The sequence below is a fragment of the Candidatus Eisenbacteria bacterium genome, assembly GCA_030017955.1.
Taxonomy (GTDB): Bacteria; Eisenbacteria; RBG-16-71-46; order JASEGR01; family JASEGR01; genus JASEGR01.
This window is the reverse complement of sequence record JASEGR010000008.1, coordinates 28764-53805: the sequence shown is the minus strand read 5'-3', so window position 1 is coordinate 53805 and position 25042 is coordinate 28764. Positions and strand designations below refer to the sequence as shown.

General features: G+C 52.7%; 19 protein-coding genes and 1 pseudogene. 1 reads left to right on the top strand and 19 read right to left on the bottom strand.

The genetic code is table 11. From position 1 onward, the window contains the following. Positions 1–218: 218 nt before the first annotated feature. The 6 genes and pseudogenes from QME66_02265 to QME66_02240 all read right to left on the bottom strand — a co-directional run bounded on the left by QME66_02265 (position 219) and on the right by QME66_02240 (position 6193). Positions 219–860 (bottom strand): annotated as a pseudogene (locus QME66_02265) (Glu/Leu/Phe/Val dehydrogenase dimerization domain-containing protein). Between the two features lie 61 nt (positions 861–921). After that, positions 922–1524, bottom strand: coding sequence for an NAD(P)H-dependent oxidoreductase subunit E (locus tag QME66_02260; protein ID MDI6807791.1), 603 nt, complete (start codon positions 1522–1524; stop codon positions 922–924). Between the two features lie 91 nt (positions 1525–1615). After that, entirely contained in the window at positions 1616–2182 is a 567-nt protein-coding gene (locus QME66_02255; GenBank protein MDI6807790.1) for a response regulator, read from the bottom strand. A 270-nt stretch (positions 2183–2452) separates the two neighbouring features. Beyond that, positions 2453–3868, bottom strand: coding sequence for a sigma-54 dependent transcriptional regulator (locus QME66_02250; GenBank protein MDI6807789.1), 1416 nt, complete (start codon positions 3866–3868; stop codon positions 2453–2455). Further along, positions 3865–5199 carry an ATP-binding protein gene (locus QME66_02245; GenBank protein MDI6807788.1) on the bottom strand — a complete coding sequence of 445 codons (1335 nt, stop codon included), beginning with the start codon at positions 5197–5199 and terminating at the stop codon, positions 3865–3867. The genes QME66_02250 and QME66_02245 overlap by 4 nt, the downstream gene beginning before the upstream one ends. 574 nt (positions 5200–5773) lie before the next feature. Further along, on the bottom strand, positions 5774–6193 hold the full coding sequence (locus tag QME66_02240; GenBank protein ID MDI6807787.1) for a hypothetical protein: 420 nt from the start codon (positions 6191–6193) through the stop codon (positions 5774–5776). Positions 6194–6322: 129 nt separating this feature from the next. On the opposite strand from QME66_02240, the gene rpsT reads away from it, so the two are divergent. Then, positions 6323–6580, top strand: a complete 258-nt coding sequence (gene rpsT / locus QME66_02235; protein ID MDI6807786.1) for a 30S ribosomal protein S20 — start codon at positions 6323–6325, stop codon at positions 6578–6580. A 63-nt stretch (positions 6581–6643) separates the two neighbouring features. On the opposite strand, the gene QME66_02230 is transcribed toward rpsT, so the two are convergent. The 13 genes from QME66_02230 to secA are packed head-to-tail and all read right to left on the bottom strand — an operon-like array spanning position 6644 to position 25029. Further along, positions 6644–8341 (bottom strand): proline--tRNA ligase, encoded by a 1698-nt coding sequence (locus tag QME66_02230; protein ID MDI6807785.1) that lies wholly within the window; start codon positions 8339–8341, stop codon positions 6644–6646. Positions 8342–8380: 39 nt separating this feature from the next. Continuing rightward, positions 8381–11164, bottom strand: coding sequence for a BamA/TamA family outer membrane protein (locus QME66_02225; protein MDI6807784.1), 2784 nt, complete (start codon positions 11162–11164; stop codon positions 8381–8383). After that, positions 11161–11943, bottom strand: coding sequence for a 4-hydroxy-tetrahydrodipicolinate reductase (gene dapB / locus QME66_02220; GenBank protein ID MDI6807783.1), 783 nt, complete (start codon positions 11941–11943; stop codon positions 11161–11163). Before dapB ends, QME66_02225 begins: the two co-directional genes overlap by 4 nt. Before the next feature lie 25 nt (positions 11944–11968). Further along, positions 11969–12859 carry a 4-hydroxy-tetrahydrodipicolinate synthase gene (gene dapA / locus QME66_02215; protein ID MDI6807782.1) on the bottom strand — a complete coding sequence of 297 codons (891 nt, stop codon included), beginning with the start codon at positions 12857–12859 and terminating at the stop codon, positions 11969–11971. Positions 12860–12873: 14 nt separating this feature from the next. Beyond that, on the bottom strand, positions 12874–13695 hold the full coding sequence (gene dapF / locus QME66_02210) for a diaminopimelate epimerase (protein ID MDI6807781.1): 822 nt from the start codon (positions 13693–13695) through the stop codon (positions 12874–12876). Between the two features lie 8 nt (positions 13696–13703). Then, the gene (locus tag QME66_02205) at positions 13704–14729 is read right to left on the bottom strand and encodes an Ig-like domain-containing protein (GenBank protein MDI6807780.1); all 1026 of its coding nucleotides are present in this window, start codon (positions 14727–14729) and stop codon (positions 13704–13706) included. Continuing rightward, positions 14726–15646, bottom strand: coding sequence for an ornithine carbamoyltransferase (gene argF, locus QME66_02200; GenBank protein ID MDI6807779.1), 921 nt, complete (start codon positions 15644–15646; stop codon positions 14726–14728). The genes QME66_02205 and argF overlap by 4 nt, the downstream gene beginning before the upstream one ends. A gap of 10 nt (positions 15647–15656) precedes the next feature. Next, the gene (gene hslU / locus QME66_02195; protein ID MDI6807778.1) at positions 15657–17021 is read right to left on the bottom strand and encodes an ATP-dependent protease ATPase subunit HslU; all 1365 of its coding nucleotides are present in this window, start codon (positions 17019–17021) and stop codon (positions 15657–15659) included. A gap of 50 nt (positions 17022–17071) precedes the next feature. Beyond that, positions 17072–17599, bottom strand: a complete 528-nt coding sequence (gene hslV, locus QME66_02190; GenBank protein ID MDI6807777.1) for an ATP-dependent protease subunit HslV — start codon at positions 17597–17599, stop codon at positions 17072–17074. 18 nt (positions 17600–17617) lie between these two features. After that, positions 17618–18496, bottom strand: coding sequence for a tyrosine recombinase XerC (locus QME66_02185; GenBank protein MDI6807776.1), 879 nt, complete (start codon positions 18494–18496; stop codon positions 17618–17620). Further along, positions 18493–19800: a methylenetetrahydrofolate--tRNA-(uracil(54)-C(5))-methyltransferase (FADH(2)-oxidizing) TrmFO gene (trmFO, locus tag QME66_02180; protein ID MDI6807775.1), complete on the bottom strand. Its 1308-nt coding sequence runs from the start codon at positions 19798–19800 to the stop codon at positions 18493–18495. The genes QME66_02185 and trmFO overlap by 4 nt, the downstream gene beginning before the upstream one ends. After that, the gene (gene topA / locus QME66_02175) at positions 19797–22052 is read right to left on the bottom strand and encodes a type I DNA topoisomerase (GenBank protein MDI6807774.1); all 2256 of its coding nucleotides are present in this window, start codon (positions 22050–22052) and stop codon (positions 19797–19799) included. Before topA ends, trmFO begins: the two co-directional genes overlap by 4 nt. After that, complete coding sequence (gene secA / locus QME66_02170; GenBank protein MDI6807773.1) at positions 22045–25029, bottom strand: preprotein translocase subunit SecA; 2985 nt, start codon at positions 25027–25029, stop codon at positions 22045–22047. Before secA ends, topA begins: the two co-directional genes overlap by 8 nt. Between the last annotated feature and the right edge of the window lie 13 nt (positions 25030–25042).

Here is a 25042-nt window from a genome sequence, read left to right as displayed (position 1 = left end):
GGTTGATCCGGTCTGACCCTTCGCTGACATATAAATCTCACTCAGAAATCTGGTCCCAGGGGACAGGTACGCCTTCGCGACGACACGCACTCGCTTCCCAACCCGAACCGGGACAGAAAAACACTATCCACAATGCGACTCCCCGCCAACGGACCATGCAAACCGTAACTTGTGGCACTCGATACCATGTTCATGTAAGTTTATGCATAAAGCAGGCTAGCCCATTGCTCTATCAGAAACACAACTCCCTGGCCCGTAGCCTTGTTGCGTCCAAGACTCCCGCCCGATTCTATTGGCTTGCCTGTGACAACGTGGGTGCATCGGTGCCTCTCATGGGGAGGGACTGTGGACAAGTACGTATCCATAATCCAGGCCATGATCTGGGCATTTGTGTTTACATCGGGCGCAGGGATGTCGTACTCAGGTCCAATGTTATTCCCTAGTGCAAACGTAAAGCGACGTGTAATGCGCTCAAGTTCATTCAAGCTGAACCGGGTCGGATCGATCTGAATCCCCCCCTTTGCCCCACCGAAAGGGATATCCGCGATGGCGCTCTTCCATGTCATCCATGTCGCCAGTGCTCGCACTTCGTCAATGTCCACCGACGGATGGTACCGAAGTCCTCCCTTGAATGGGCCCAAGGCGTTGTTGTGTTGGACACGGTAACCTGTGAGCACCTCGATGTGTCCGTTGTCCATTCGCACAGGAAAATGAACGGTGAGCTCGTTGGTGGTGGTGCTAAGAATGTTCCGGATATCCGGGTCGAGTTTCATGATGTCGGCCGCGTTGTCAAACTGCCTGCTTGCATTTCGGTAAGCGCTCGTTCTTTCCTCTTCGACTAGTTCCTTGACTGCTCGCATTGACTATCCTCCTTTGTCCAATGATGATGTAGCATAAGACTTCCGCCGGTTAGCTCAGCAACTAGCCAACGACATGGACCAGTTCCCTCATGTGTTTAGTACACTTCAAGTTCGAACAGACCTGCATCGTTAACCCATGGCGGTCAATCATGGGAACCATCGGTGCTCCGCACTTCCCACAGTTTCCTGCCGGAAGAAACTCTGCGTGGCAGTGGGGGCAGAAGAAATTCACGACTCCTTCCCGCGATAATTCGTACTCGCATTCCACGGAGTAACTGCACGGTATGGAGGAGAACCTCAGCCACCCGCACTCCACGCCGAAGGAGGCTGTAATGTTGATTGATGGATGACCGTCAACCGGATGCTCCTGGCACATCAGACTGTGGTTGCAATGCGAGCATCTGATCTTGCGGGATTGGAGGGCTCCCCTTGCGTCGTTTCGACTGTCCTTGTCTTCCTCCGCGGGTCTGAGCCTGAAAGAGTCGTGGAAGGTAACAAGGGAATAAATGTCAGGCAGTGAACGTCCCGTACTGTAAGCCAAGATTCTCAGGGCTTCTTTCGGGAGGTAGCCGAAGGTGTTCTGTATGTCGAGAAGTATCGAGACAAGCCCACGCTCCTCCTTATCATGTCTCTCTATGATCCGGAATATTGTTTCGGAATTCATATCATTTCTCCTGTGCAGATAATGTTCTCGCGTTGGCTCCCTGGCCGTGCCAGGTGTCAAATTCAGATACCCATTCATTTTCTTGCACTTTTCAAAACCGCCCCCTCTCTCCGGATTTCCCATCTGTCCCGCCTTTCGCTGCGCGGGTCTTCTGAGAGGAAGGGCTCACAATCGTACAGTTTTTGATGACCCCCAACGCAGAAGGGGCCGAGCCTTTGTCCCCGATGGAATCGCCTTTCCCCTCCGGCAGATTCTTTCTCCTCTTGAATTCGTTGAAGGCACGAGCCACATGATCAAGCAACTCAGAAGGACTGAATGGCTTCTCCGCATAGCACAAGCAACCGTTGCGCGAAAGCCCTGCCACGGTGTCCTTGTCCCTGTACCCCGACATGACAAGAACCGGGATGACGGCATTGATCCTAAGCAGCTCTTCGACTAGTTCGGACCCTGTCAGTCCCGGCATTTGGACGTCCACCACCAGGAGATCAAAGGACTTGGAATGCTTCGCTGATTCCACGATCCGTGCCAGCGCTTCAACGCCGTCACTTACGATCGTGACTTCGTACCCAGCTTTCCTGAGTACCAGAGAAAGACCAAGCCGGCTGTGCTTTTCATCATCCGCTACAAGGATATTCTTCTTCCTCACCTTGACTCTCATTTGAATTAGCCTGCGCATTCCGACATCAGCGCTCTACACAGCCGTAAGGCACTTGCAAGGAATAGGCCGATTCCTCGCGTGTTGCTTAATCCTTTGGGAATCTTGAGATTATGGGAGAGTCAGGCGGACGAGGAGGCAGTGAAATGGTGCAACATATGTTGACGAGTCTTTCCTCATCAATGCCAATGTCTTTCGTAATCTAGAGATTGGAAGGATCGAAAACGGAGGGGATGCAAGGAATGTTGCACCCTTCTGACGCTGGAATCTACTCTACTTTGCTCTCAGGCGCCTGTTCAGTGCCTGGCGGCTTATTCCTAACAGCCGGGCTGCAATGCCCTGGTTGTTGCCGGACCGCTTCAAGGCCTCCGCAAGAAGCTGTTCCTCAGCCTTCTTAAGGGTCGGCAGCTCTTCCGGAAAGACAACAGAAGCTCCCTCCTCGATCCGTGAGGGCTCCTTTGTCACGTCGTTGGCTGAGTCTGTTTCTCGGCCAATCGCTTTCTTGAAATGCACCAAGGACAGGATCCCAGACTTATGACTGCTGACAGCATCGAAGATCATGGCCCTCAGTTCCCTAATATTCCCGGGGAAGTTGTAGGTGCCCAGAAGAGTGAGGAGCTCTTTCGGAGCGGTCGGTGCTTTCTTTCCAAGGGCCTTGGCAGCTTCTTTGAGGAAATGGTCGATCAGAAGAGGCAAGTCACTTAGACGCTCACGCAGCGGCGGGATGTGGACATGATGTGTTCGCAATCTGTAATAAATATCCTGCCGGATTTTACCAGATTTCAGTAGGGCATGAATATTTTGGTTGGTTGCCACAATGATTCTGGAGTCCGTGTGTTGGGGAAGATCCGACCCAAGAGGAAAATATTCGCGCTCCTGCAAGAGTCGCAGAAGCTTTACTTGAGAAGAAGGGCTCAGGTCTCCTATTTCATCAAGAAAGAGGGTTCCTCGCTGCGCCTGTTCTATCATACCGCTTCGAGCCTCATCAGCACCCGTGAATGCACCCTTCTTATGCCCGAAGAGAGTATCGGCGAAGACGTTATCGTCCAGGCCTGCCACATTGACGGGAACAAAAACCCCTTCACGTCTGCTTAAGGTGTGGGTTGACTTGGCAATCAGTTCTTTGCCAACTCCGGTCTCACCTGTAATTAGCACTGGCTGGGAGGTCCTGGCGATAGCTTCAACGTATTGGAAGATAGATTTCATGGCCTCGTTTTGGGTAACTGTCTCAAAGAAAGCTTCAGGATATTCCAGCCCGCTCGAAAGAATGCGCGTTCTCAGCATATTGTTTTCACGTCTCAATTCACTCAGCTCAATGGCGCAGTTGACTGTCGTGATGAGCCGGTTTTTTTCCACGGGCTTGACAAGGTAGTCGAAGGCCCCAAATCTCATACATCTGACGGCCGTTTCCACTTCGTTTGCGCCGGTGATGATGATTACAGGAATATCGGGGAAGTCTCTCGTGACACTAACAAGGATCTCCTCGCCCGACATCTTTGGCATCCAGAGATCAAGCAGGATCAACTCCATCTCCTGACTTGCGATCATAGCGATTGCTTTCGAACTGTCCTGACATGCCAAGATGTTGTTTATCCCGCCAGCATACAGGGTTATGCGGAAGCTCTGAAGAGCCTGAGCTTCGTCATCAATAAGCAGTATCGGGAGAGAAGGAAAGATGGGTCTATTCATCGCACCGCTGCATTATTTGAATTCTGATCACTTGAGACAGGCAAGATGAGTGTGGCTACAGTTTCCTTTCCGAGCTCCGACGTGAAACTCAGTGTCCCATTGTGATCTTTTACGATGCCTGCTGAGACCGATAATCCGAGGCCGGTTCCACCGGTTTGTCTCTTGCTGGTGAAGAACGGGTCCATGATATGGGGCAGATGTTCGCGCGGAATCCCTCTACCTTCATCCCGCACTATGACCACAACCCTGCGTGGATTTTTCTCATATTCGGTTGAGACATAGATGCCTTTGTGCCTATCCGGGAGCGCCTCACATGAGTTCTGCACTAGGTTGACGACAACTTGCTCTAACCTGTGGAAATCCCCCTTGATGGGGGGAATCTCTTTTCCATACTGGACAGAGAAACATTTCGTTGACCTTCTTGTCAGGTTGTTCAGCAAGGTCAGAGCTGATTTTACCACCAGGTTGATGTCAACGGACTGCTCCAGGTTCGGCGTTTCTGCCCGGGCAAAGTCCTTCAAGCTCTGAACAATTTTTTTGATCCGTTGAGATCCTTCCAGGATTCCGGAAAACAGGATCGGGATGTCTTCCCGCATTTCAGAGTAGGAAATACCACCCATCATGAAATCCCCATGTTCCCTGTAGTATTGCTCCAATATTGGAGCGATGCTCTCCCACGTTTCAGCTAATATGGGCGCATTCAACATGATGAAGCTGTTAGGATTGTTGATCTCGTGCGCGACCCCTGACACCAGGGTGCCGAGAGCAGCCATCTTGTCGAGTTGGATCAGTTGCTCGCGCTGCCTTTCGGCCTGCTCCTCAGCCTGCTTGTATCCGATGATTCTTTCCACATGTTCTGAAATGGTATCGAGGAGACTCCTCTCTTCCTCTAGAAATGGGGCTGGCTCGTTCTCAGGCACGGCTTTCACATAGTAAACCTCAAGGGTGCCTGCTCTCTTGCCCTGCAGAAAGATATCTGACGACTGTTTCCACTTTGACTTCCGGAAGTTTTTGGTTCTCAACTCTCGGTCCTGGAGAACAAGTCTCGCACATGTGCTTTCAGGATACTGCCAGGCTGACGGAATGAGTTCAACGATGGTTTGAAGCAGATCGTTGAGAGAGACGTCTCGTCTATCACTGAGCCTGGAAATACTGTAAAGACAGTTCAGCTCTTTGACCCGCTCCTGAAGCTGCCGGCTGAGTTCGCGTGCCTGGTCCTCCGCCGATCGATGCTTGGAGTACTTTGATTTCAGATTGGAAAGCTGATGCCGCAGTGTCCGAAGTTCGTGAACGACCTCGGGGTTTGTTTTCGCTTTATTTCTCGCAGTCACAATAGGGACTCCGCCTTGTTTTGCAACCGGTTCTCACCAACGATTCTAAAGTCGCAACGGAATCTTTGTTGAAAGTCCTTGCAGAAATGCAGGGAGACCAGGAAATCATATCACCGACAATCCTTTTCACACCGTGAAAAAGACGCATCAGAGACGCATCGCAGAGCTTGCTTTCTGTCCTTACACTTCCCATTCTGACTCGGCGTGGCAGTGGATCGTCCACCCCCGTTAGAGTCTGTAAAAACGAGCTCGGAGGAGGGGCAACGTTTTTCCTCACGTCCGCCGCACTGGCTGCTACGACTTTTTCCATGCCGAGCTTCACCCATCGGTCTTCTCCCCGACGCCCATGCTGCGTCTGAGGCTTCTCTACCAGCCCCCTGGCTCACAAGCTCACAGTTCCCAAATCCCAGCCTCTCAACAAAGACGAATTTCCTGCTTCGCGCGAAGTAGTACCGTATCTCGTATGCAGCCGAATCCATACTCGTAGGCCGTGGGCCAAACGACCATCAAGTACTTTCCCGGCGAAATAGAGAATGTGAATACTCCCGAAAAGCTGACCTCTGAGGAAACCGTGTCACTCACTGTACCTGTCCGACACTACGTTTCGTCTCAGAATTTGTTCTTCCACCTGCCTGCCCTTTGTGTCATAGAAGACCATCAACATATCTAAGGCAGCCTCAACTCCAGCTTCTGACGACAGTTGCCGGAACTGCCTCACGGCTGGATAACGCCAGAGTTTCTCTCCCTTGCCAAGGCTATTGTCTTTTGTCCCTCCAGTCAAGTGAGACTCACACTTCCCCAGTGATGGTACTCCCGTCCCTTCAGACAACAACAGGACGGTTTTCCGCAGGGCCCATCCAATGAGACCAAGCTTCCCTGAACCATCCGGGGGCCTAACTTCTTCAAAGAGAGAATGAGATTGTATCTTCTTCTGAATTGCCTTTTCACAATCCAGTGCAGAACCACCGCCAAGCGAGTTCGGCAACAGGGTCATACTTGACGTTGCCTGCGCGTTTTTCTCTTTGACTGATACGGCTGGCAATGGTAAGTTTGGACCGCATTTTAATCAGAAACGCTAAATCAGCGAATCGGCAACAGGCAATCTTTGTGGAGGAGGTATTTGATGCCCAGGCACAAATCGCCGGCGAAAAGGGCGAGGCAGACGCTCAAGCGGAGTTTGAGGAACAAAGGAGTGAAATCAAGACTTAAGACCGAGATAAAGAAACTTGGAGCGGCAACTTCCAAGGAAGAGGCTTCAGCGAACCTGAGCGTTGTCTCTTCCCTTCTCGATAAGGCCTCAAGGAAAGGCATACTCAATAGAAGAACTGTCAGCCGGCAGAAATCCAGGCTGAGCATATCTGTGAACAAATTGCAGAAGTGATAAAGATCGGACCCTGCAACCGGAGCCAAGGCGCCGGGCAGAACGGCACGGACTTCCCTTAAATCAACCGCTCAGGAACTTGTTGAGCACTGACGGCAGTTTGTCCCTATCCACCATCTCTACAGCACCCGTTCTTCGATGCCTTACCTCCACCTTTTTCTCGCTCAGCGTTTTTGCACCAACTGTGATTCTCACCGGAATACCAATAAGATCGGCATCCTTGAATTTGTTGCCGGGTCTTTCATCCCGGTCGTCCAGAAGAACGTCAAACCCCTTGCCAACCAGCTCCTCGTAGATTGACTCAGCAATATTCACCGCCTCAGGTTCATTCATGTTCACGACAAGAATCAGCACCTGATACGGGGCAAGCGACGGCGGCCATATAATTCCATCCGAGTCATGGCTCTGCTCAATCACTGCCGCTACCGTCCTCGTTATTCCGATTCCATAGCAGCCCATTATGAATGGCTTCTCTTTCCCCTCCCTGTCGAGGAATTTTGCCCCCATACTGGTGCTGTATTTCGTACCCAGCTCGAAAATCTGCCCGACCTCTATTCCCCTGAATGATTTCAGCTTCTTCTCGCAGCGGGGGCATCTATCGCCTTCACGCGCCACGGCAATATCTGCGTATTCCCCAATCGCGAAATCACGACCAGGATTTGCGTCCACGAAATGGTAGTCTTCTTCATTTGCCCCCACGACAATGTTCTTCATGTTCCTGACGCGGTTGTCAGCAACTATCCTCACTCCCCTCAGGCCAACCGGTCCCGAATACCCCATTGGTCCGCCGGTTACCTTGAAAACCTCTTCGGGCGCTGCCATCTCGAAAGGCATTCCTCCCAGAACCCTTCTACCCTTTGCCTCGCTCATCTCCCTGTCACCCGGAATAAGAAACGCGCAGATCTTGTCCTGAGATTTCACAATCAGGGTCTTTATGAGCCTCCGCGAAGGAACTCCGAGAAATAGTGTCACCTCTTCAACTGACCTCTTCCCCGGCGTGTGGGCTTTCGTCATCGGCCTTTCGGCTTCAGAGGGAGACTCTTCAGTCCCGGTCCCGGCCCTGTCGCTGGAAGCAGCATATCCGCAGTCACAACTTAGGATCTCTGCTTCTCCCGATTTTGCCAGCACCGTGAATTCATGCGTGATATCCCCTCCGATCGCCCCGGAATCGGCTTCAACTATCACGAAGTTAAGTCCGCACCGTGAGAATATTCTTGAATATGCCTCCTTCATGTCGGCATAAACTTTCATCAACGAGTCAGCGTCTTCATGAAAGCTATACGCATCCTTCATCATGAATTCCCGTGCTCTTATCACTCCAAAGCGGGGCCTGATCTCGTCTCTGAACTTCGTCTGGATTTGATAGAGAATGAGCGGAAGCTCCCTGTACGACCTTACCTCTTTCCTCGTAAGGTCGGTGACGACCTCCTCGTGTGTAGGCCCCAGAGCATATTCGCGTTTCTGCCTGTCAATGGGCCGCAGCAATTCCTCTCCATAGATATCCCATCTGCCGGATTCCTTCCAGAGCTCAGCTGGATGAAGAATCGGCATGAGGGTCTCCTGCCCGCCTATCCTGTTCATCTCCTCCCTGACTATCGCTTCCACTTTCTTGACGACCTTCAAGCCAAGCGGGAGAAACGTGTAAACCCCTCCGGTCAGTTTCCTTATCATTCCTGACCTGATCATCAGCTTGTGACTCGTGATCTCCGCATCAGAGGGATCTTCTTTCAATGTCGGTATGAAAGCCTTTGTCCAGCGCAACATTTCCTCCTTTCATCCGGCCCGAGCACTTCTTCTTCCTCAGAAATTCCATCCTACTGAAAATTCAGAATAAGTCCGGGGCTCGATTCTACCGCCGTATATACGCCTGACAAAGTCTATTCTTATGACAGGCAGGTATCCGCTCCCCAGGAATACGCCGACCCCGGTGCTGCCTACCGGTTCCTGAAGAGCCGTATCTCCTGCCGTCGCCCAATCGGTGAAAATGGCGCCCCGCAGGGTCGGGAATTCGAGCGAGCCCATCGGCAGAGAGAAAATGAGTTTATCAATGAGTGGAAACCTTATCTCTAGATTACCAAGAAAAGCCCTTGTGCCGGAGAGTGCCCTCCTCTCGAATCCTCTCAGCGTGCCGCTGCCGCCGAGAAAGTACCGCTGAGGTTCCTTCCCTACGCTCGTTCTGCCGCAGACCCTTGCTGCTACCACGCCGCCCCTGAAGAGCTTTGTGTATTTCCGTGCGTCAAAAAGAAGGCTCAGGGAATTCCCATCCACCCTCTTCAGATCTCTCGTTGCACCCAAAGTCAGATAGAATCTGAGACCGCTGCTTATCCCTGAGGCAGTCCAAAAGCCGGTGTCCCTGACAAGAGAGAGATAAAGTGAAGAGAGAACCGTGTCCTCGACTTTGCCTGAACGGTAGAGATGCTTTTCGACATTTCTCAAGACAGCTGTCCCGTCCAGTCTCTGGAATTTTGAAAATGGATAACTCGTTATGAGAAGCCCGCCCGCCCTCTCCTCTCTTCTCACAACGTCAAGCTCCTCATCGTAGAGCCGGGTAAGTCTGAAGACTCCCAGGCCGTAATTGAGTCTTTTCGAAAGATTGAGATAGGTCATGCCGACGTCGAAGTAGTCAAAGAAGTCACCCCCGAACATCGCTTCGCTTGATACAAGAAAATAAAGCTGCTCATTTCCAAGGACGTCTGTCAGGGCGAGCTGTCCGAGTCCGCCGCTCCCGAAATCCGGGTCGTAAGCAACTGCTGTTTGCGCCGCATCCAGCCCAAACTTTCTTCTGTACGGTCTGACGCGGTAGTTTGTCGTCGACTTGTAGCCCGGAGTCCAGGACTGATGGTAGGGTCTTGCTTCTCCGCTCTGCCAGGCGAGTGAGTCTTTCAGGTCTATCCTGTATATGTGAAACTCCCTTCCTTCGTAGCCGGAGAACAGAAGCCCATTCCCGGACGGTTCCCAGTCGGGATGAAATGGTGATGAAAGAAGTGCCGTGGCTCTTGCATAGCTGCCGTCCCTGGAGACGACATACAGCTCAAACTGTCCGTCCCGGTCAGATCTGAAGCAGACCCGCTCTCCGTCAGGGTTCCACGATGGATCGTAGTCATGATAGGGTCCCGCGGTAAGCTGGAGAATTTTGCCCGATGCAACGCTGAGCACAAAGAGATTCGAACAGCCCGCCTTGCCGTCGGCACCTCTGTCTGACGAGAAAACTACTTCATCTCTTGCCGGTGACCAGTCCGGGTCCCGGTCGTCAAAAGGGTCGTCCGTGAGCTGGGTCGATTTGCCTTCCGGGATCTCGACAAGGTATAGATCGCTTTTCCCGGCCATGGTGGCGCCGCTGAATACTATTTTTGTTCTGTCCGGCGACCAGGATGGGGAAGACAGGGACACAAGTGAAGGAAACTCGAACTTCTTGAGGACCTTTCCCGATTTGATGTCGAGGATGTTCAGGACATCATTCCCTCCGCTTTTCGAGACAAAAGCCAGCTCTTCTTTCGAGTTCACGGAAAGCCTGCTCCGAAAAGGATGAAGTGATTCGAAGCCGCTGGAGAACCCGCTTTTCACCAATCTCCGGGACTTCTGGCTTGAGGAGCTCAACTTGCGCTCGTTGATGTCTGAGTATCCTTTCTCGTTTGAAAGATAGACGAACTCTTCGTCTTTCGACTCGCCATCCTGATTGAAACAGTACGGCCGGATGTTGATCGTCCCGGATGAGGTGAGTCTCTCACCCACTTCCTCCAGGGATTTGCGGTCTCCAATAAGAGGGTAGTATCTTCTTCTCAGCTCCTGAACCCATTCTCTATTGAGGACCGAAAGGTCGCTTCCCGTAACAAATCTTATGACGTCCTCAAACCTTTCCTTCCTCCACCAGTTGTCCATTATGTCCAGTATGCAATTTTCCCCGTACTTCTCAGTAAGGAACAGAAGGAATGAATGTCCCTCTTTGTAGAGAAGAAGACTCCCCGATATCTTCCAGAGTTCTCCAACCGGGACAAGCCGGCCTGTAAGAACAGCATCCCCAAGAATCATGTCCGCTTCGGAATCCCACGGCCCGGACCAGATTTCCGCAAGTCCTTCAGAGAACCAGAGAGGGGGAAACGCATAGCGGGTGGTCTTGTGCTTTTTGAGAACGAAATCAAGTTTCTCAAGCATGAACGCGTGAACAAGTTCATGTCTCAGTACCTTGATGAACCGGTAGTATGACCCGGTGTGAGGGACAAGCACCCTTCCTCTGATGAGTTCGGTAAGCCCGCCAACTTCCTCGGGAATCAGGAAAGGAATGACGTTCGTTTGCTCCATGTAATGATGAGAGCTGTAGACGATGAGCGGAATCCTGCCCGGGGGTTTGAAATTGAATCGTCTCTGGTACTCGACGCAGATAGATTCGGCCTCCTGGGCCGCGAAGTAGGCGAGCTCACGTTCTTCAGGATAGAAATGCAGATTCACGCTCGGGGTCTCGATCACCGACCACCGCAGCCGCGAATACTGGACCTTGTTCATTCCGAATATGCCCTGCGCAGAAAGAAGAGAAGGGAATAGGACCGCGAGGGTAATTGAGAAAGCAATTGCACGGATTAATCTCACGCCTGCTCCATGTCGCGCATCGTGTACCGTCCCGGCCTTCTGCCGATTATGAATTTCGCGGCCTTCAGAGCCCCGGCCGCAAAACAGTCCCTGCTTTCCACCTTGTGGCAGACAGTTATCCTCTCACCTTTTCCTGCAAAGATGATCTCATGTTCTCCGACTATTGTGCCGCCTCTCACCGCGTGGATTCCCAGCTCTGAGGCAGGTCTTGCGCCGACTTTCCCTTCCCTCCCGTGCTTGAGGACATCAGGAAAGCTCCACCCCTTCGCCTCGCAGATTACCTCTGCAATGCCTAGAGCAGTCCCGCTCGGAGAGTCCTTCTTCTCCCTGTGATGTTTCTCTACAATCTCGATATCGTACCCATCACCAAGCTTGGCTGCCAGCATACGGGAGGCCTCCGTGAGTATTTTCACTCCCCAGCTCATGTTCGGAGAAACAAAAATCGGGGAACTCTTGCCGGCAGTCTCTATCTCTTTCATCTCGAGGGACCCCAACCCGGTAGTTCCGATTACCATCGGCTTGCCAATTCTGCCGCAGATCTTGGCATGCATGGCAGAAGCTTCCGGACTCGTGAATTCAATGACCACCTGGCACCGCTCCACAACCCGGCTCAGATCATCGACAATCTCGCAGGGGGGGGGTTCTCCTTTGTAGTCCTTGGCTTCGACCCCGCCAACGACCTCAAATTCACCGGAGAGGCGGGCAATCTCGATGATCCTCCTGCCCATCTTTCCGCCTGCCCCGCAGACGACAATTCTGACAGCGCCTTCGGTTTTCAATTCAGTCATCCTCTCTTTCGCGCACCTATCTGGCGCCCAGAGGTTCTCTTGGTTTGAGGCCGTGCCGTGTCAGCGCCTCTCTTATCACCCGTTCGCTTTCCTTTCCAACCGGGACAAGAGGAAGCCGTAGGTCGCCTTCAATCAACCCCAGAAGTTCAAGAGCCTTCTTGACCGGCGACGGGTTGGTTTCTACAAACATTGCCTTTGAAAGCGGAAAGAGTTTCATATGCTTCTCTCTTGACAGGGCTTCCTTTCCGGAAAGAAAACTCTCTACCATCTCAACTACATCTTCTGGGACAACGTTTGCCGTAACAGAAACCACTCCCTTGGCGCCGATCGACAGCATCGGCAAGGTCAATGAATCGTCGCCCGAAAGAACAGTGATACTGCACTTCGAGAGGATCGCGCTTACCTGGTCGAGCAGTCCGCTTGCCTCCTTTATTGCGACGATGCTCTTGATTTCGGAGAGCCGTGCAACCGTGTCAGGAAGTATGTTCACACCTGTCCTGCCCGGGACATTATAGATCACGAGCGGGATGTTCACTGCTTCCGCCACTGCCTCGTAGTGCCTGAAGAGCCCCTCCTGGGTAGGCTTGTTATAATATGGCGTGATCAGCATCGCACCGTCGAGGCCGCATTCCTTGACGAGTCTTGTAAGTTCAATCGACGTGGAGGTCGCATTCGTGCCGCTCCCGCCCACAACAGACACCCTGCCCCCAGAGATCTCCTTTGTCAGTTTGAAGAGTCTCTTTTTCTCATCCAGAGTAAGCGTTGCAGCTTCGCCGGTACAGCCGGCAGGCACAATTCCCTGAACCCCGCCCTCGATGAGCCGCTCAACGTGAGAGGCAAACGCCTCCTCGTCAACCTGGCCTTTTCTAAAAGGCGTAACGCTTGCCACAAAGACTCCTTCAAACATCTGACTCCCTCCTTTCAACCAATGTATTGCGGTAAGACTTCCCCTTCAAATAATACTTGAGCATCTCCGCGTAACCATATCTCATTAAAAGTTTTACCAGACTCATTGAACGCGGCTTCGAGCCACACTCCGCTTTCGGTCAATACTTTAACCGGAGACGGAATTCCCCATGCCCTTGAAGCTACCAATGCCGCCGCAACTGCACCGGTCCCGCATCCCCGGGTCTCAGCCTCGACTCCCCGCTCATAGGTTCGGACCCTGATTTTCCGGCCCCCTAACCTCTGGACAAAATCCACATTCGTTCCGTGAGGTCTGAACGAAGTGTGATTTCTCAGCGTCCTGCCGAGCCCCGCCACATCAATCGTTCTGACATTGTCAACCAGGACGACAAAGTGCGGGACGCCCGTGTTTATGAGACTCCCGGCCATTTTCTTTCTGGTTACTTCGACTCTCATGTCTTCGCGGATCATGCGGCTGTCTGACATTTTCAGGGAAACTGATGCTCTTTGCACTTTCGCTTCGTGAGGCCCGTCAATGGCTTGAAAACAGACTTCTTTTGTGCCCCGGGCTACGATGGATATGAACCGTGCAAAACACCTCCCGCCGTTTCCACACATTTCCGCTTCACTTCCATCCCTGTTGAAATAACGCATTTTGAGGCCGCGGCGACCCGTGTTTTCGAGAAGAAGAAGGCCGTCCGCGCCGATCAGCTTCCGGTCGCAGAGCCTTCTTGCAGCGAGATTTCTCCTCTTGATGACGCCCTTTCTATTGTCTATCACGACGAAGTCATTCCCGGCTCCTGCCATCTTGAGAAACGGGATCTTTCTGGAGGTCATTGCGTCCTCTACTGTTTCGGAAGAGGAGGGAACTTCGCCTTGCTATCTTCCTCGGGCTTGACCATGACAGTCGTCTTTTCGGAGAAGACCTCTCCGGGATTCTGCTTTTCATTCCCATCGGTGTCTCTGAAGCACCAGACCGAGTACTCCCCGGCAGGCACCCTGTCAATCCTGAAGTGTCCAAGTGTATCTGCCTTTGCCGAAAATGAGACTGTGGAATCGCCGGTAGAAACTGCGCGCCCGAAGATCTGCTTCTCTTGCTTCGCCGAAAGAGAGTCACCGACACTGCCGAGAATAATGCCGGGTTCTTTCGGGTCGGCCACAAACCAGGCTGGCAGTTTGACCGATTCATTTCCCTTTTCCAGTTGAATCGGCCATTTGTATTTCGCAAGTACGTCATCCTCTTCATCGTAGGCCCTGTTTCCATTTCTGTCCACGAAGCAGAAGAGGTCGTAGCTCGTTTCCGGCTCAATTCCCGGCATCCTGAAATCCCCTGCCTTGCCGGCCTGGCAGATTCTGCCGATTCCGTCCTCGGTCGCCCGGAACGGCACCCCGGAGGGAACCATGTACAGCATCGCATTCTCGACCCGGACTCTCCTGCCTTCCAGTTTTCCCGTCACCACTCCATTGAGCATGACCTCTCCGGTCGAGAACAAGAAAAGCTTAGGCTCGCCCATAAGATTTCCATGCGAGTCCCTGGCTCCCGCACCGATCAGAACTGTGTACGTGGTGTCCGGACGAAGAGGTTCGAGGGGAGTCAGAATCAGGTTATTCTGCTTCCAGCCTGCTGAAGAAGTCTGAATCGGAGGCCTGGTGAAGAGCCAGTCCTCTACGGTCCGCCTCTCCATTCTCTCACTGAATCCGATGCTGATCCTGCAATCGAGCGGAACCCTGGCCTGGCCGGAATCAGGAAAGGTCGAACTGACCGCCGGCGGCGAAAAATCAATGGGGCCTCCCGGAGGAGGACCCTTTCTCGCGCAGGATGGAAGAACACCGAGAGCTAGAACAAGAAGGAGCAGGTTCCTTCCATTCACTTTTTTCTCCCGAGTAGAGTTGCAAGAAGGCCGTTTTGAAGGTGCATTCTGTTTTCCGCCTCATCGAAAACGATTGAGTTCGGCCCGTCAATAACATCATCTGTGATCTCATCTCCTCTGTGAGCCGGGAGACAATGCATGACGAGACAGTTCTTCTTAGCCAGAGAAACCGCGGTTCGGTTCACCTGATAGGGCTTGAATTGGCGGGCTCTTGCTTCTCTCTCAGATTCCTTGCCCATGCTTGCCCAGACGTCGGTGTATATGACATCGGCTCCTTTCGCGGCCTCCCGGGGATCCTGTGTCAGCAGAACCTTGCCCTTCCCTTTCTTTCCGGCTTCGGCCAGGACATCCGGGTCAGGTGAATATCCCTGCGGATGAGCGACTCGAAGCTCAAACCCGAATCTCTGCGTGGCATCAATCCATGAATTGCACACGTTGTTCCCGTCGCCAAGGTAAGCGACAATCATCTTGTCCGGGTCAAGATTCTTCTCCTTCAGCGTAAATATGTCGGCAAGCACCTGGCATGGATGATGGATGTCCGTGAGCCCGTTTACCACCGGTATTGACGAAGCTGATGCAAGCCTCTCAACCCATTCATTCCGGAAAGTTCTTATCATTATTCCATCCCCATACCTCGAAAGGACCTTTCCAACATCCTCCAGCTTCTCCCTTGAATCAACGCCGATCTCCTCATCCCTGAGGTGAACGGCTCTCCCCCCGAGGCGCGCCATACCGACCTCGAAACTGACTCTGGTCCTGAGGCTGGGTTTGTGAAAAATCATGATAAGAGTTTTCCCTTTGAGAGGCGCCTGGCCGGTCTCCGACGGAGATCCTCTTTTCAATTCAAATGCCGTGTTGAATATGCCATCTATTTCATCCCTTGTCAGATCAGGAATGCGAATGAAGTCTTTCTTCACAACGCTCCTTTCAGAGAATGTACCTGCTCAGGTCCTGGTCCTCAGCAATCCGTCCAAGCTTCTCCTTTACCATTTCCTTTGTCACAAGTATTTCCTTATCGCCGCAGTCTGGAGCCTCGAAGAGTATTTCTTCAAGCAGAAGGGTCAGAACAGTGTGCAGCCTTCTTGCACCTATGTTTTCTGTTCTCTCATTCACCAGACTTGCGATTTCTGCAATTGCATCTATTCCTCCATCCGTGAAGGCTATCTTCACGGCTTCCGTGTCAAGGAGCGCCGTGTATTGTTTGAGCAGGGCGTTCCTGGGTTCCCTTAGAATTCTCTTAAAGTCGTCACTTGACAGGCTGTCAAGCTCAACCCTTATAGGAAATCTTCCCTGAAGCTCCGGAATCAGGTCGGATGGCTTGGAGCCATGGAATGCCCCTGCGGCGATGAAAAGAATGTGGTCAGTCTTCACCATTCCATATTTTGTTGGAACAGAGCAGCCCTCAACCACAGGAAGAATATCCCTTTGAACTCCCTCTCGTGAGACATCCGGTCCCATCGTGCTCTTGTCCGCAACTATCTTGTCAATCTCATCAATAAATATTATGCCCGAGTTCTGGGCCCTGGCCAACGCCTCCTGAACGACTTTATCCATGTCGACAAGCTTGTCCACCTCTTCCTGGAAAAGGAGCTGCTTTGCTTCCCTGACCTTTACCTTCTTTCTTTTCTTTCTGGTGGGAAGGAGTCCTCCAAATGCTTCCTGGATGTTCAAGTCCATCTCTTCCATGCCCGAGGCCGAGAAGATCTCAATCGTAGGGTACACGTGTGATCTTACCTCGAGTTCGACGATTCGTTCGTCAAGCTTGCCCTCTCTCAGCTGTTTTCTCAGTTTCTCCCTGGTCTCCTGGACATCCGCAACAGCGCCGGAGTTCTCCTGAGTCGGCTCCTCCTTCACTTTCTTTCTCGGTCTCGGAAGGAGAGTGTCCAGAAGCCTCTCTTCAGCTTGTTGGCCGGCGACTTCCATGACCTCGCCGGATTTCTCCTGCTTGACCATGCCCACCGAGAGCTCAACCAAATCCCTCACCATCGATTCAACATCACGTCCCACGTAGCCGACCTCAGTGAATTTCGACGCTTCGACTTTTATAAACGCACATCCTCCAAGCCTCGCGAGTCTCCTCGCGATCTCGGTTTTCCCAACGCCGGTCGGCCCAATGAGTATTATGTTGTTGGGCATGATCTCTTCCTTGAGATCGCCTTTCACCCGCTGCCTTCTCCATCTATTCCTCATGGCTATGGCAACGCATTTCTTGGCGTTGTCCTGCCCGACAACATATTGGTCAAGCTCCTTGACTATCTGCCTTGGGGTGAGCTCCTTCTCTTTTTTCAACACAGTTCCATCAGCCTCAGAAGTCTTGTCAGTCAGCTCGCGGGGCAAAGTTCTCACAGCTCCTCCACAACGATGTTTGCGTTAGTGTACACACAGATTTTGGAAGCTATCTCAAGCGCTTCCTTCACAATTGACGCGGCATCCAGGTCTGAATGTTTCATAAGGGCACGGCATGCAGCCAGGGCATAAGGACCGCCGGAGCCAATCGACACAATTCCATCTTCCAGCTCGATGACCTCGCCTGTTCCGGTTATGATCATTGAATGCTCGTGTGATACAACTGCAAGCTGCGCTTCAAGTCTTCTGAGTATCCTGTCAGTCCTCCATTCCTTGGCCAGTTCAACAGCGGCCCTTCGCAGGTCGCCCTTGAATTCCTCAAGCTTCTCCTCAAACTTCTCGAAGAGGGTGAGCACATCGGCTGCCGCGCCGGCAGAACCGGCCAGAATCTTGCCGTGAAACATCCTTCTCACCTTCCTTGCATTCTCTTTCATTATAGTATCGCCAAACGTGAGCTGACCGTCTCCGCCGAGCGCAGCTCGTCCGCCCTTGCGAACACCAACGATAGTAGTCCCTCTTATCATGCCTTACCCTCCCTCGACTCAAGCCCTCGGATGGGCCTGGCTGTAAGCTCTTTTCAGTCTATCAGGTGTCACGTGCGTGTAGATCTCAGTGCTCCTCAGCGAAGAATGTCCGAGGAGTTTCTGAACAGCCCGGATCTCTGCGCCCCTGTCGAGCAGGTGAGTCGCAAAAGAATGCCTCACGACGTGAGGAGAAAGCTTGGAGAGAGTTGACACTTTCCCCAGCCATCTCTTTACAATTCTCTCCACGGTCCTCGGACTGACCCTGTTTCCTCCCCGTCCCGAGAACAACGGCTCTGCGGTCCGCCCGGGAAATTTCTTTCTCTCGGCAAGATACTCCTGAACGGCAGATATAGCCATTCTGCCCACGGGCACTATCCTCTCCTTTTTGCCTTTTCCCCTTACTCTCAGAAGGCGTTCGCCTGTGTTCAGATCAGTAACATCGAGGCCAACGAGCTCCCTTAATCTTATCCCTGTACTGTACAGAAGTTCAAGGACTGCCCTGGCCATCTTCCCGGCCTCCCCTTTCTCTTCCACAGTCGAGAAGAGCTCTTCCATCTCCTTCGCCGAGAGGAAATTCGGGAGAGATTTCACAATTCTCGGCGAGCGCACTGATTTGCCAGGGTTCTGAGAAAGAATCTTCTTCTCGCAAAGGTAGCTGAAGAAGGACCGGACCGACGACAGCTTCCGTGCGACACTTCTTCCAGAATATCCACGAGACGTGAGCGATGCGGTGAACTTTCTGACTTCTTCATTCGTTATGCTCCACGGACCTTCTCCAGCCTTCCTGCCGACAAAATCCGCGAATTGGGAAAGGTCTTTTCTGTACGACTCAATCGTAAACCCGGAACTGCCTCTTGCCTTGAGCTCAAGGAGAAAACCTTCAACAAGATTCATCATCTCAGAGCTTCTCCAACAAATGGCCTCATGCTCTCCTCGGCCCTTCTGGAAAGCAGCTCCCGCTTTTCCTTTGCAGGTCTCTTTCGCTTCGCCAGCGGGGGAAGGAGCCCGAAGTTGAAATTTGTCGGCTGGAATCTGTGAGGGACAGGCGTAGTCAGGAAGATCATCAGAGAGCCAAGCGCCGTCTGCCTGGGAAGTATGACGGGCGGTCTTCCTTCGACTGCTCTCACGACATTTATCCCTGCATACAGCCCTGATGCAATCGCCTCACTATAACCTTCACAGCCGATTATCTGTCCTGCAAAGAACAGTCCGCGCTCCTTGAGACACTCAAGATTCACGCCTATGAAGCCCGGCGAGCTCAAATACGTGTTTCTGTGAACGCTTCCGTATCTCAGAAAAGTCGCGTTCTCAAGTCCTGGAATCATTCTCAGCACCCGTCTTTGTTCGGCCTGTTTCAGTTTGGTCTGAAACCCCACGAGACTGTACATGGTTCTCTCTCTGTTCTCGGGTCTCAGCTGGACCGCAGCATAAGGTCTTGTTCCAGTCTTCGGATCGACGAGGCCGACCGGCTTCATCGGGCCGAATGCGAGAGTTTCCGGGCCTCTTCTTGCCATCTCCTCTATGGGAAGGCATCCCTCAAAGAAGTACTGTCTCTCAAAATCCCTGAGAGGTGTGACTTCCGCGTCGAGAAGTGCCCTGCTGAATTTCCTGAACTCCTCCCGGGAGAGCGGGAGGTTCAGGTAACCTCCTTTTCCCTTGTCGTAGCGTGACTGAACAAATGCCTTTGAGAGGTCAATGCTCTCTCCGTCCACGATCGGCGATATCGCATCGAAGAAAAAGAGGCTTTCTCTTCCTGCAAGTTTCGCTATCGCATCTGCCATCCGCCGGCTCGTCAGCGGGCCGGTTGCTACTATTGCCGGGGGCTCAGGCAACTCGCAGACCTCCTCTCTCCTCACTTCTATGAGGGGATGCGAGCTGAGAACCCTTTCGACCTCGTTCGAGAACTCCTCTCTGTTAACGCAAAGAGCGGTGCCGGCAGGGACGCTAACAGACTCCGCGATTCTGATGAGGAGAGAGCCAAGCTCCTTGAGCTCCCTCTTGAGAAGTCCCGCTCCGGTGATGGGATCCTGAGACTTGAACGAATTGCTGCAGACTAGCTCGGCAAGATATGGGGTCTTGTGGGCCTCGGTTTCCACGAGCGGTCTCATCTCATGGAGAACTACAGGCACTCCTCTCTCTGCAATCTGCCAGGAGGCCTCGCAGCCAGCAAGGCCTCCACCCGCGACATGAACCTTCTTCACGGTTCTTCATCTCTTTCTGCCTTGCATCGCGGGCACTTCAGCATTACTCCGCCGTCTTTGGCCGTCTTCTCAACAGTCAGTGGGAAGCCGCATTCCCCGCAAGGCGCCCCCCTTGGCTTATCCCATGTCGCAAACTTGCACTTTGGATAGCTGCTGCATCCATAGAATACCTTGCCTCTTTTCGAGGTCTTCTCAACCAGTGAGCCGTCGCAGCCTTCTGACGGACATCGAATCCCCAGACTAAGCGGTTTGGTCCCCTTGCAGTCAGGATACTTCGTACAGGCAAGGAACCGGCCGAATCTCCCCCTCTTTATGGCCATCTTTGAACCGCATAGATCGCAGAAGACGTCTTTCTCCAGCTCATCGCTTTCGTCTTCCACCGGTTTTGTGAATTTGCAGTCCGGGTAGCCGGGACAGGCGAGAAATACTCCTCTTCTGCCGAACTTCCTCACCATTTTCTTGCCGCACTTCTCGCATATCACGTCGGTTTCAGTCTGGACGGAGCTCTTGAACTCAGCTTTCTTTCCTTCAGCTTCCTCAAGGCTCTTGCGGAAAGGCTCGTAGAAGTCTCTCACGACATCCACCCAATCCTCCTTTCCGGATTCAATCCCATCAAGCTCATCTTCCATTTTTGCCGTGAACTCTATTTCAAATATGTCGGGAAACGTCTTGAGGAGAAGCTCAAAGACCGCCATGCCGAGCTCGGTTGGCGTTATGTTGCCCTTCTCCTTCACCACATAATCCCGCGCCGTAAGAGTGCCAAGGATGGTGGCGTAAGTGCTCGGCCTGCCCACCCCCTTTTGCTCAAGGATCTTGATGAGCGTGGCCTCGGAGTACCTGGGAGGCGGCTGGGTGAAATGCTGTTCGGGCCAAAGCTGGTCAAGGTTCAGATTATCTCCTTCCTCAATATGAGGAATCCTGTCTTCCTTCTTAGGTTCGTTTATGTCATAAACCTTTGAGAACCCATCGAAGACCTTGATCGTGGCGGCGGTCCTGAAAATCGCCTTGCCGCCGGCGATATCAACGGTCGTAATGCTGTATCTCACCGGGGTCATCTGGGAGCCGACAAACCTGCTCCAAATGAGCCTGTATATCTTGAGCTGATCCTGTGAAAGGGACTTCGCCACTGATTCAGGGGTCCTGGACGTGGATGTCGGCCTTATTGCCTCGTGAGCTCCCTGCGTTCGTGACCTGTCCGCAAAAAAGTTTGGAGAGTCCGGCAGATAGTCTTTCCCGAACTGACTCGCGATAAGCCTTCTCGCCTCCGATATTGCATCCGCTGAAATTCTTGTGGAATCGGTTCTCATGTAGGTGATAAGTCCGGACGTTCCTTCTTCGCCCAACTCAACGCCTTCATAGAGCTGCTGGGCAATGGCCATGGTCCGCTGCGCGGAGAATCTGAATCTTCTGGATGCCTCCTGCTGAAGAGTGCTCGTAATGAAAGGAGGATATGCAGCTTTAGGCCGTTCAACTTTCCTAACAGCGGCCACCGAGAACTTCTCACCCATGAGCGAGGCGATGACGTCTTTTGCCTCTGCCTCTATCTTGAATTCGGGCTTACCTTCCCCGACCTTCACGAGCTTTGCCTCGAACTTTTCGTCTTTCTTCGTGACAAATCTTCCGTGAACCGACCAGTACTCACTCACCCGGAAGGCCGCTATCTCTTTTTCTCTTTCCGCAACAAGCCTCAGCGCAACGGATTGAACCCTGCCTGCACTGAGCCCCCGCCTCACGGTAGTCCACAGGAACGGGCTGACCTTGTACCCGAAAATCCTGTCCAGGACGCGCCTGGCCTGCTGGGCGTTTACCTTGTTCATGTCTATCTTGCCGGGATTCTTGAGCGCTTCTTCAATCGCCTTCCTGGTTATTTCGTAGAGCGTGAGCCTCCTGACATCGATCCTCCCGCTGTCGAGATGATTTGACAAATGCCAGGCTATGGCTTCTCCTTCGCGATCCGGATCAGGCGCAAGGTAAACCATGCTTGCCTTCCCCGCGGCTTCTTTCAGCTCTTTCAGGATCTTCTTCTTCGCTGTTATCACCTTGTACTCGGGCTCGAAATTGTTTTCGATATCAACTCCAAGCTTGCTTTTGGGGAGGTCAACAACGTGACCGTTCGATGCGGCGACTTTGGCCTTGCCGCCGAGAAACTTGCCGATGGTTCTCGCCTTGGAAGGAGACTCGACTATTATCAGGGGAGTTCCTTCCTTTTGCTTTCCCTTCTGTTTCGGAGCGCGCGATGGAGTTTTAGGCACCGTGACACCTCTTGAATTTTTTCCCGCTGCCGCAGGGACATGGGTCGTTCCTTCCAACCTTCACAAGATGCTTTGGCTGTGCTTTTGGCGCCCAGGCTGCGGCAGGAACTTCACCTCCGAAGGCAGAGACAGAAGCATGCGAAAGCTCTCGCGTTTCCGGCACTCTGGTTGGGACCGGTTCCGGCTCTCTTCTTAGTGTGGTCCGCATTATCCTTTTCAGCGTATCCTCCGAAATCTGCTGAGTCATTTCCATGAACATCCGGAAAGCTTCACTCTTGTATTCGAGCAGCGGGTCCTTCTGCCCGTATGCCCGGAGGCTTATGCCCTCCTTCAGAATGTCTACTTCGTGGAGGTGGTCCTTCCATTTCTCGTCAATAATCATCAGATAGACGTACCTCTCGATTTCCCTCATCAACGGGGGCGAGATCTCTGCCTCTTTCCTCTTGTATGCCTCTTTTGCCTCCGCGGTGAAATGCTCAACCGCTTCTTCCCAGCTGACCCTGGTTTCCATGAATTCCTTGAACTGGAAGGGGCTCAAGAAAATGAGCGCGAGCTCTTCGGCAAACTCTTCAATCTCCCATTCGTCGGAGGGAAGTTTCTTATCGAGCATTCGCTCCGCCTTGTCCCGCACAACATCTTCGATCAGGCGCATCATTTCCTCAGAGAGGTCACCGCCCTCGAGCACGCTTAGCCGCAAGCCGTATATGACCTCCCTTTGCTGGTTCATCACATTGTCATACTCGAGCAGGTGTTTTCTTATGTCGAAGTTGTATGCCTCGACCCGCTTCTGCGCCCTTTCTATCGCCTTGGTCACAAGCGGATGCTCGATCACATCGCCTTCCTGAACACCCATTCTCTCCATTACCGAGGCGATTCTCTCGGAACCGAAGAGCCTCATCAGGTCATCCTCAAGTGACAGATAGAAGCTTGAAGATCCAGGGTCACCCTGTCGCCCGCTTCTTCCCCTGAGCTGCCTGTCAATCCTCCTGCTCTCGTGCCTCTCGGTTCCGATGATATGGAGACCGCACGGCACTTCTTCCAGACACTTCTCTCTTTTCAGAGTCTCCGCGCATTCAGAGCAGTTGTCGCTGCACTCTATGCAGCAGCTTGAGCACTTCACCACTCCGGCTCCAAGCCTGATGTCGGTTCCTCTTCCTGCCATATTGGTCGCGATGGTGACTGCGCCGGGCTGTCCGGCTTTCGCCACAATCTCCGCCTCCATCTGGTGGTACTTGGCGTTGAGGACCGAGTGCGGGATACCCTTTCTTTTAAGCAGCCTGCTCAGGGTCTCAGATACTTCCACGCTTACAGTTCCAATGAGGACAGGTCTCTTCTGCTTGTACAGCGCCTCGATTTCTTCGATTATCTTGTTGTACTTCTCCCTCTTCGTCCTGTATATGAGATCTTCGTAGTCGACCCTTCTAACGGGTCTGTTTGTGGGTATCACAACCACGTCGAGCTTGTATATCTGGAAGAACTCAGGCGCCTCCGTTTCGGCGGTGCCGGTCATACCTGCCAGTTTTTCATAGAGCCTGAAGTAGTTCTGGAGAGTGATCGTTGCGAGCGTCTGAGTCTCTCCCTCTACCTTCACATTCTCCTTGGCCTCAAGCGCCTGATGCAGTCCGTCCGAGTATCTTCTTCCCGGCATCAGCCTGCCGGTGAACTCGTCCACAATCAGAACCTTGCCATCCTTGACAACGTATTCGACGTCCTTCTCAAAGAGAGTGTAGGCCTTGAGAAGCTGGAAGATGTTGTGTATCTTCTCGCTCCTCTCGCCGTACAGCCTGTGAATCTCGTCTTTCTTGATTACCTTTTCCTTGGGGCTAAGCTGCCCGTCCGATTCAATGATTTCAATCTCAACGCTCAGGTCAGGCAGTACAAAGAGATTTCGGTCCTTCGGCGAGAGACTGTCTCTTCCTTTCTCAGAAAGGTCCACGCTGTTTCTTTTCTCGTCTATCGCGAAGAACAGTCCCTCATCAAGCTCGCCTATCTTCTTGTCCCTGATGTGCTCCAGCTCCATTTTCTGGACGAGCTTTTTCAACCTCCCGTCGGTCATGAGCTTGAGGAACCGTTTGTTCTTTGGGCTTCCTCTCGAAACCTGAAGGAGTCTCGATCCAACCTCATATTCAGAGTCACCGCTCTTAATGAGCTCTTCGGCTTCGGAGATAAGTTGGTTGACGAGAACGGTCTGGTTCTTGACAAGTCTTTCAACAACCGGTCTGAGTTCATCGTACATCTGGTTTGATTGGGCGACCGGGCCCGAGATAATGAGCGGTGTTCTCGCTTCGTCTATCAGAACAGAGTCTACTTCATCAACGATCGCATAGTAGTGCCCCCTCTGCACCCTGTCTTCCATTCTGATAGCCATGTTGTCTCTCAGGTAATCGAAGCCGAACTCATTATTCGTTCCGTATGTTATGTCGCAGGCGTACGCCTGCCTTCTTTCCTGGGGCCCCATTTCGTTCTGAATGCAGCCGACCGTCATACCGAGGAATTCATATATCTTGCCCATCCACTGGCTATCTCTCTTGGCGAGGTAGTCGTTCACGGTGACGAGGTGAACTCCTCTTCCGGCAAGCGCATTGAGGTAGAGCGGCATGGTGGCGACAAGAGTCTTGCCCTCACCGGTCGCCATTTCTGCAATCTTCCCTTCGTAGAGCGCCGCTGCACCCATGAGCTGGACATCGTACGGAATCATGTCCCACGTGGTGGGAATGCGGCACACATCCCAGGATGTTCCCAGAAGTCGTACACAGGCTTCCTTGACGCAGGCAAATGCCCTTGGAAGGATCTCGTCCAGGGTCGCGCCGTCTTTGAGGAGGGCCTTAAACTCGGCGGTCTTCCCCCTCAGTTCTTCGTCTGTGAGGTTCTTGACCTCCTCAACATGGCGGTTCATTTCATCAACGACCGGAGCCAGCTTCTTGAGGTCCCGCTCGTGCTTTGTGCCAAACAGTTTCCCCAGAATCGAATCAAGCACTCTTCGCTACCTC

Excerpts from the sequence above, each read along its gene's own strand:
- QME66_02185 (MDI6807776.1), bottom strand. The coding sequence starts at position 18,496 with ATGATGAATCTTGTTGAAGGTTTTCTCCTTGAGCTCAAGGCAAGAGGC.
- QME66_02240 (MDI6807787.1), bottom strand. The coding sequence starts at position 6,193 with ATGACCCTGTTGCCGAACTCGCTTGGCGGTGGTTCTGCACTGGATTGT.
- rpsT (MDI6807786.1), top strand. The coding sequence starts at position 6,323 with ATGCCCAGGCACAAATCGCCGGCGAAAAGGGCGAGGCAGACGCTCAAG.
- dapF (MDI6807781.1), bottom strand. The coding sequence starts at position 13,695 with ATGACCTCCAGAAAGATCCCGTTTCTCAAGATGGCAGGAGCCGGGAAT.
- QME66_02255 (MDI6807790.1), bottom strand. The coding sequence starts at position 2,182 with ATGAGAGTCAAGGTGAGGAAGAAGAATATCCTTGTAGCGGATGATGAA.
- QME66_02260 (MDI6807791.1), bottom strand. The coding sequence starts at position 1,524 with ATGAATTCCGAAACAATATTCCGGATCATAGAGAGACATGATAAGGAG.
- QME66_02250 (MDI6807789.1), bottom strand. The coding sequence starts at position 3,868 with ATGAATAGACCCATCTTTCCTTCTCTCCCGATACTGCTTATTGATGAC.
- dapA (MDI6807782.1), bottom strand. The coding sequence starts at position 12,859 with ATGTTTGAAGGAGTCTTTGTGGCAAGCGTTACGCCTTTTAGAAAAGGC.
- hslV (MDI6807777.1), bottom strand. The coding sequence starts at position 17,599 with ATGATAAGAGGGACTACTATCGTTGGTGTTCGCAAGGGCGGACGAGCT.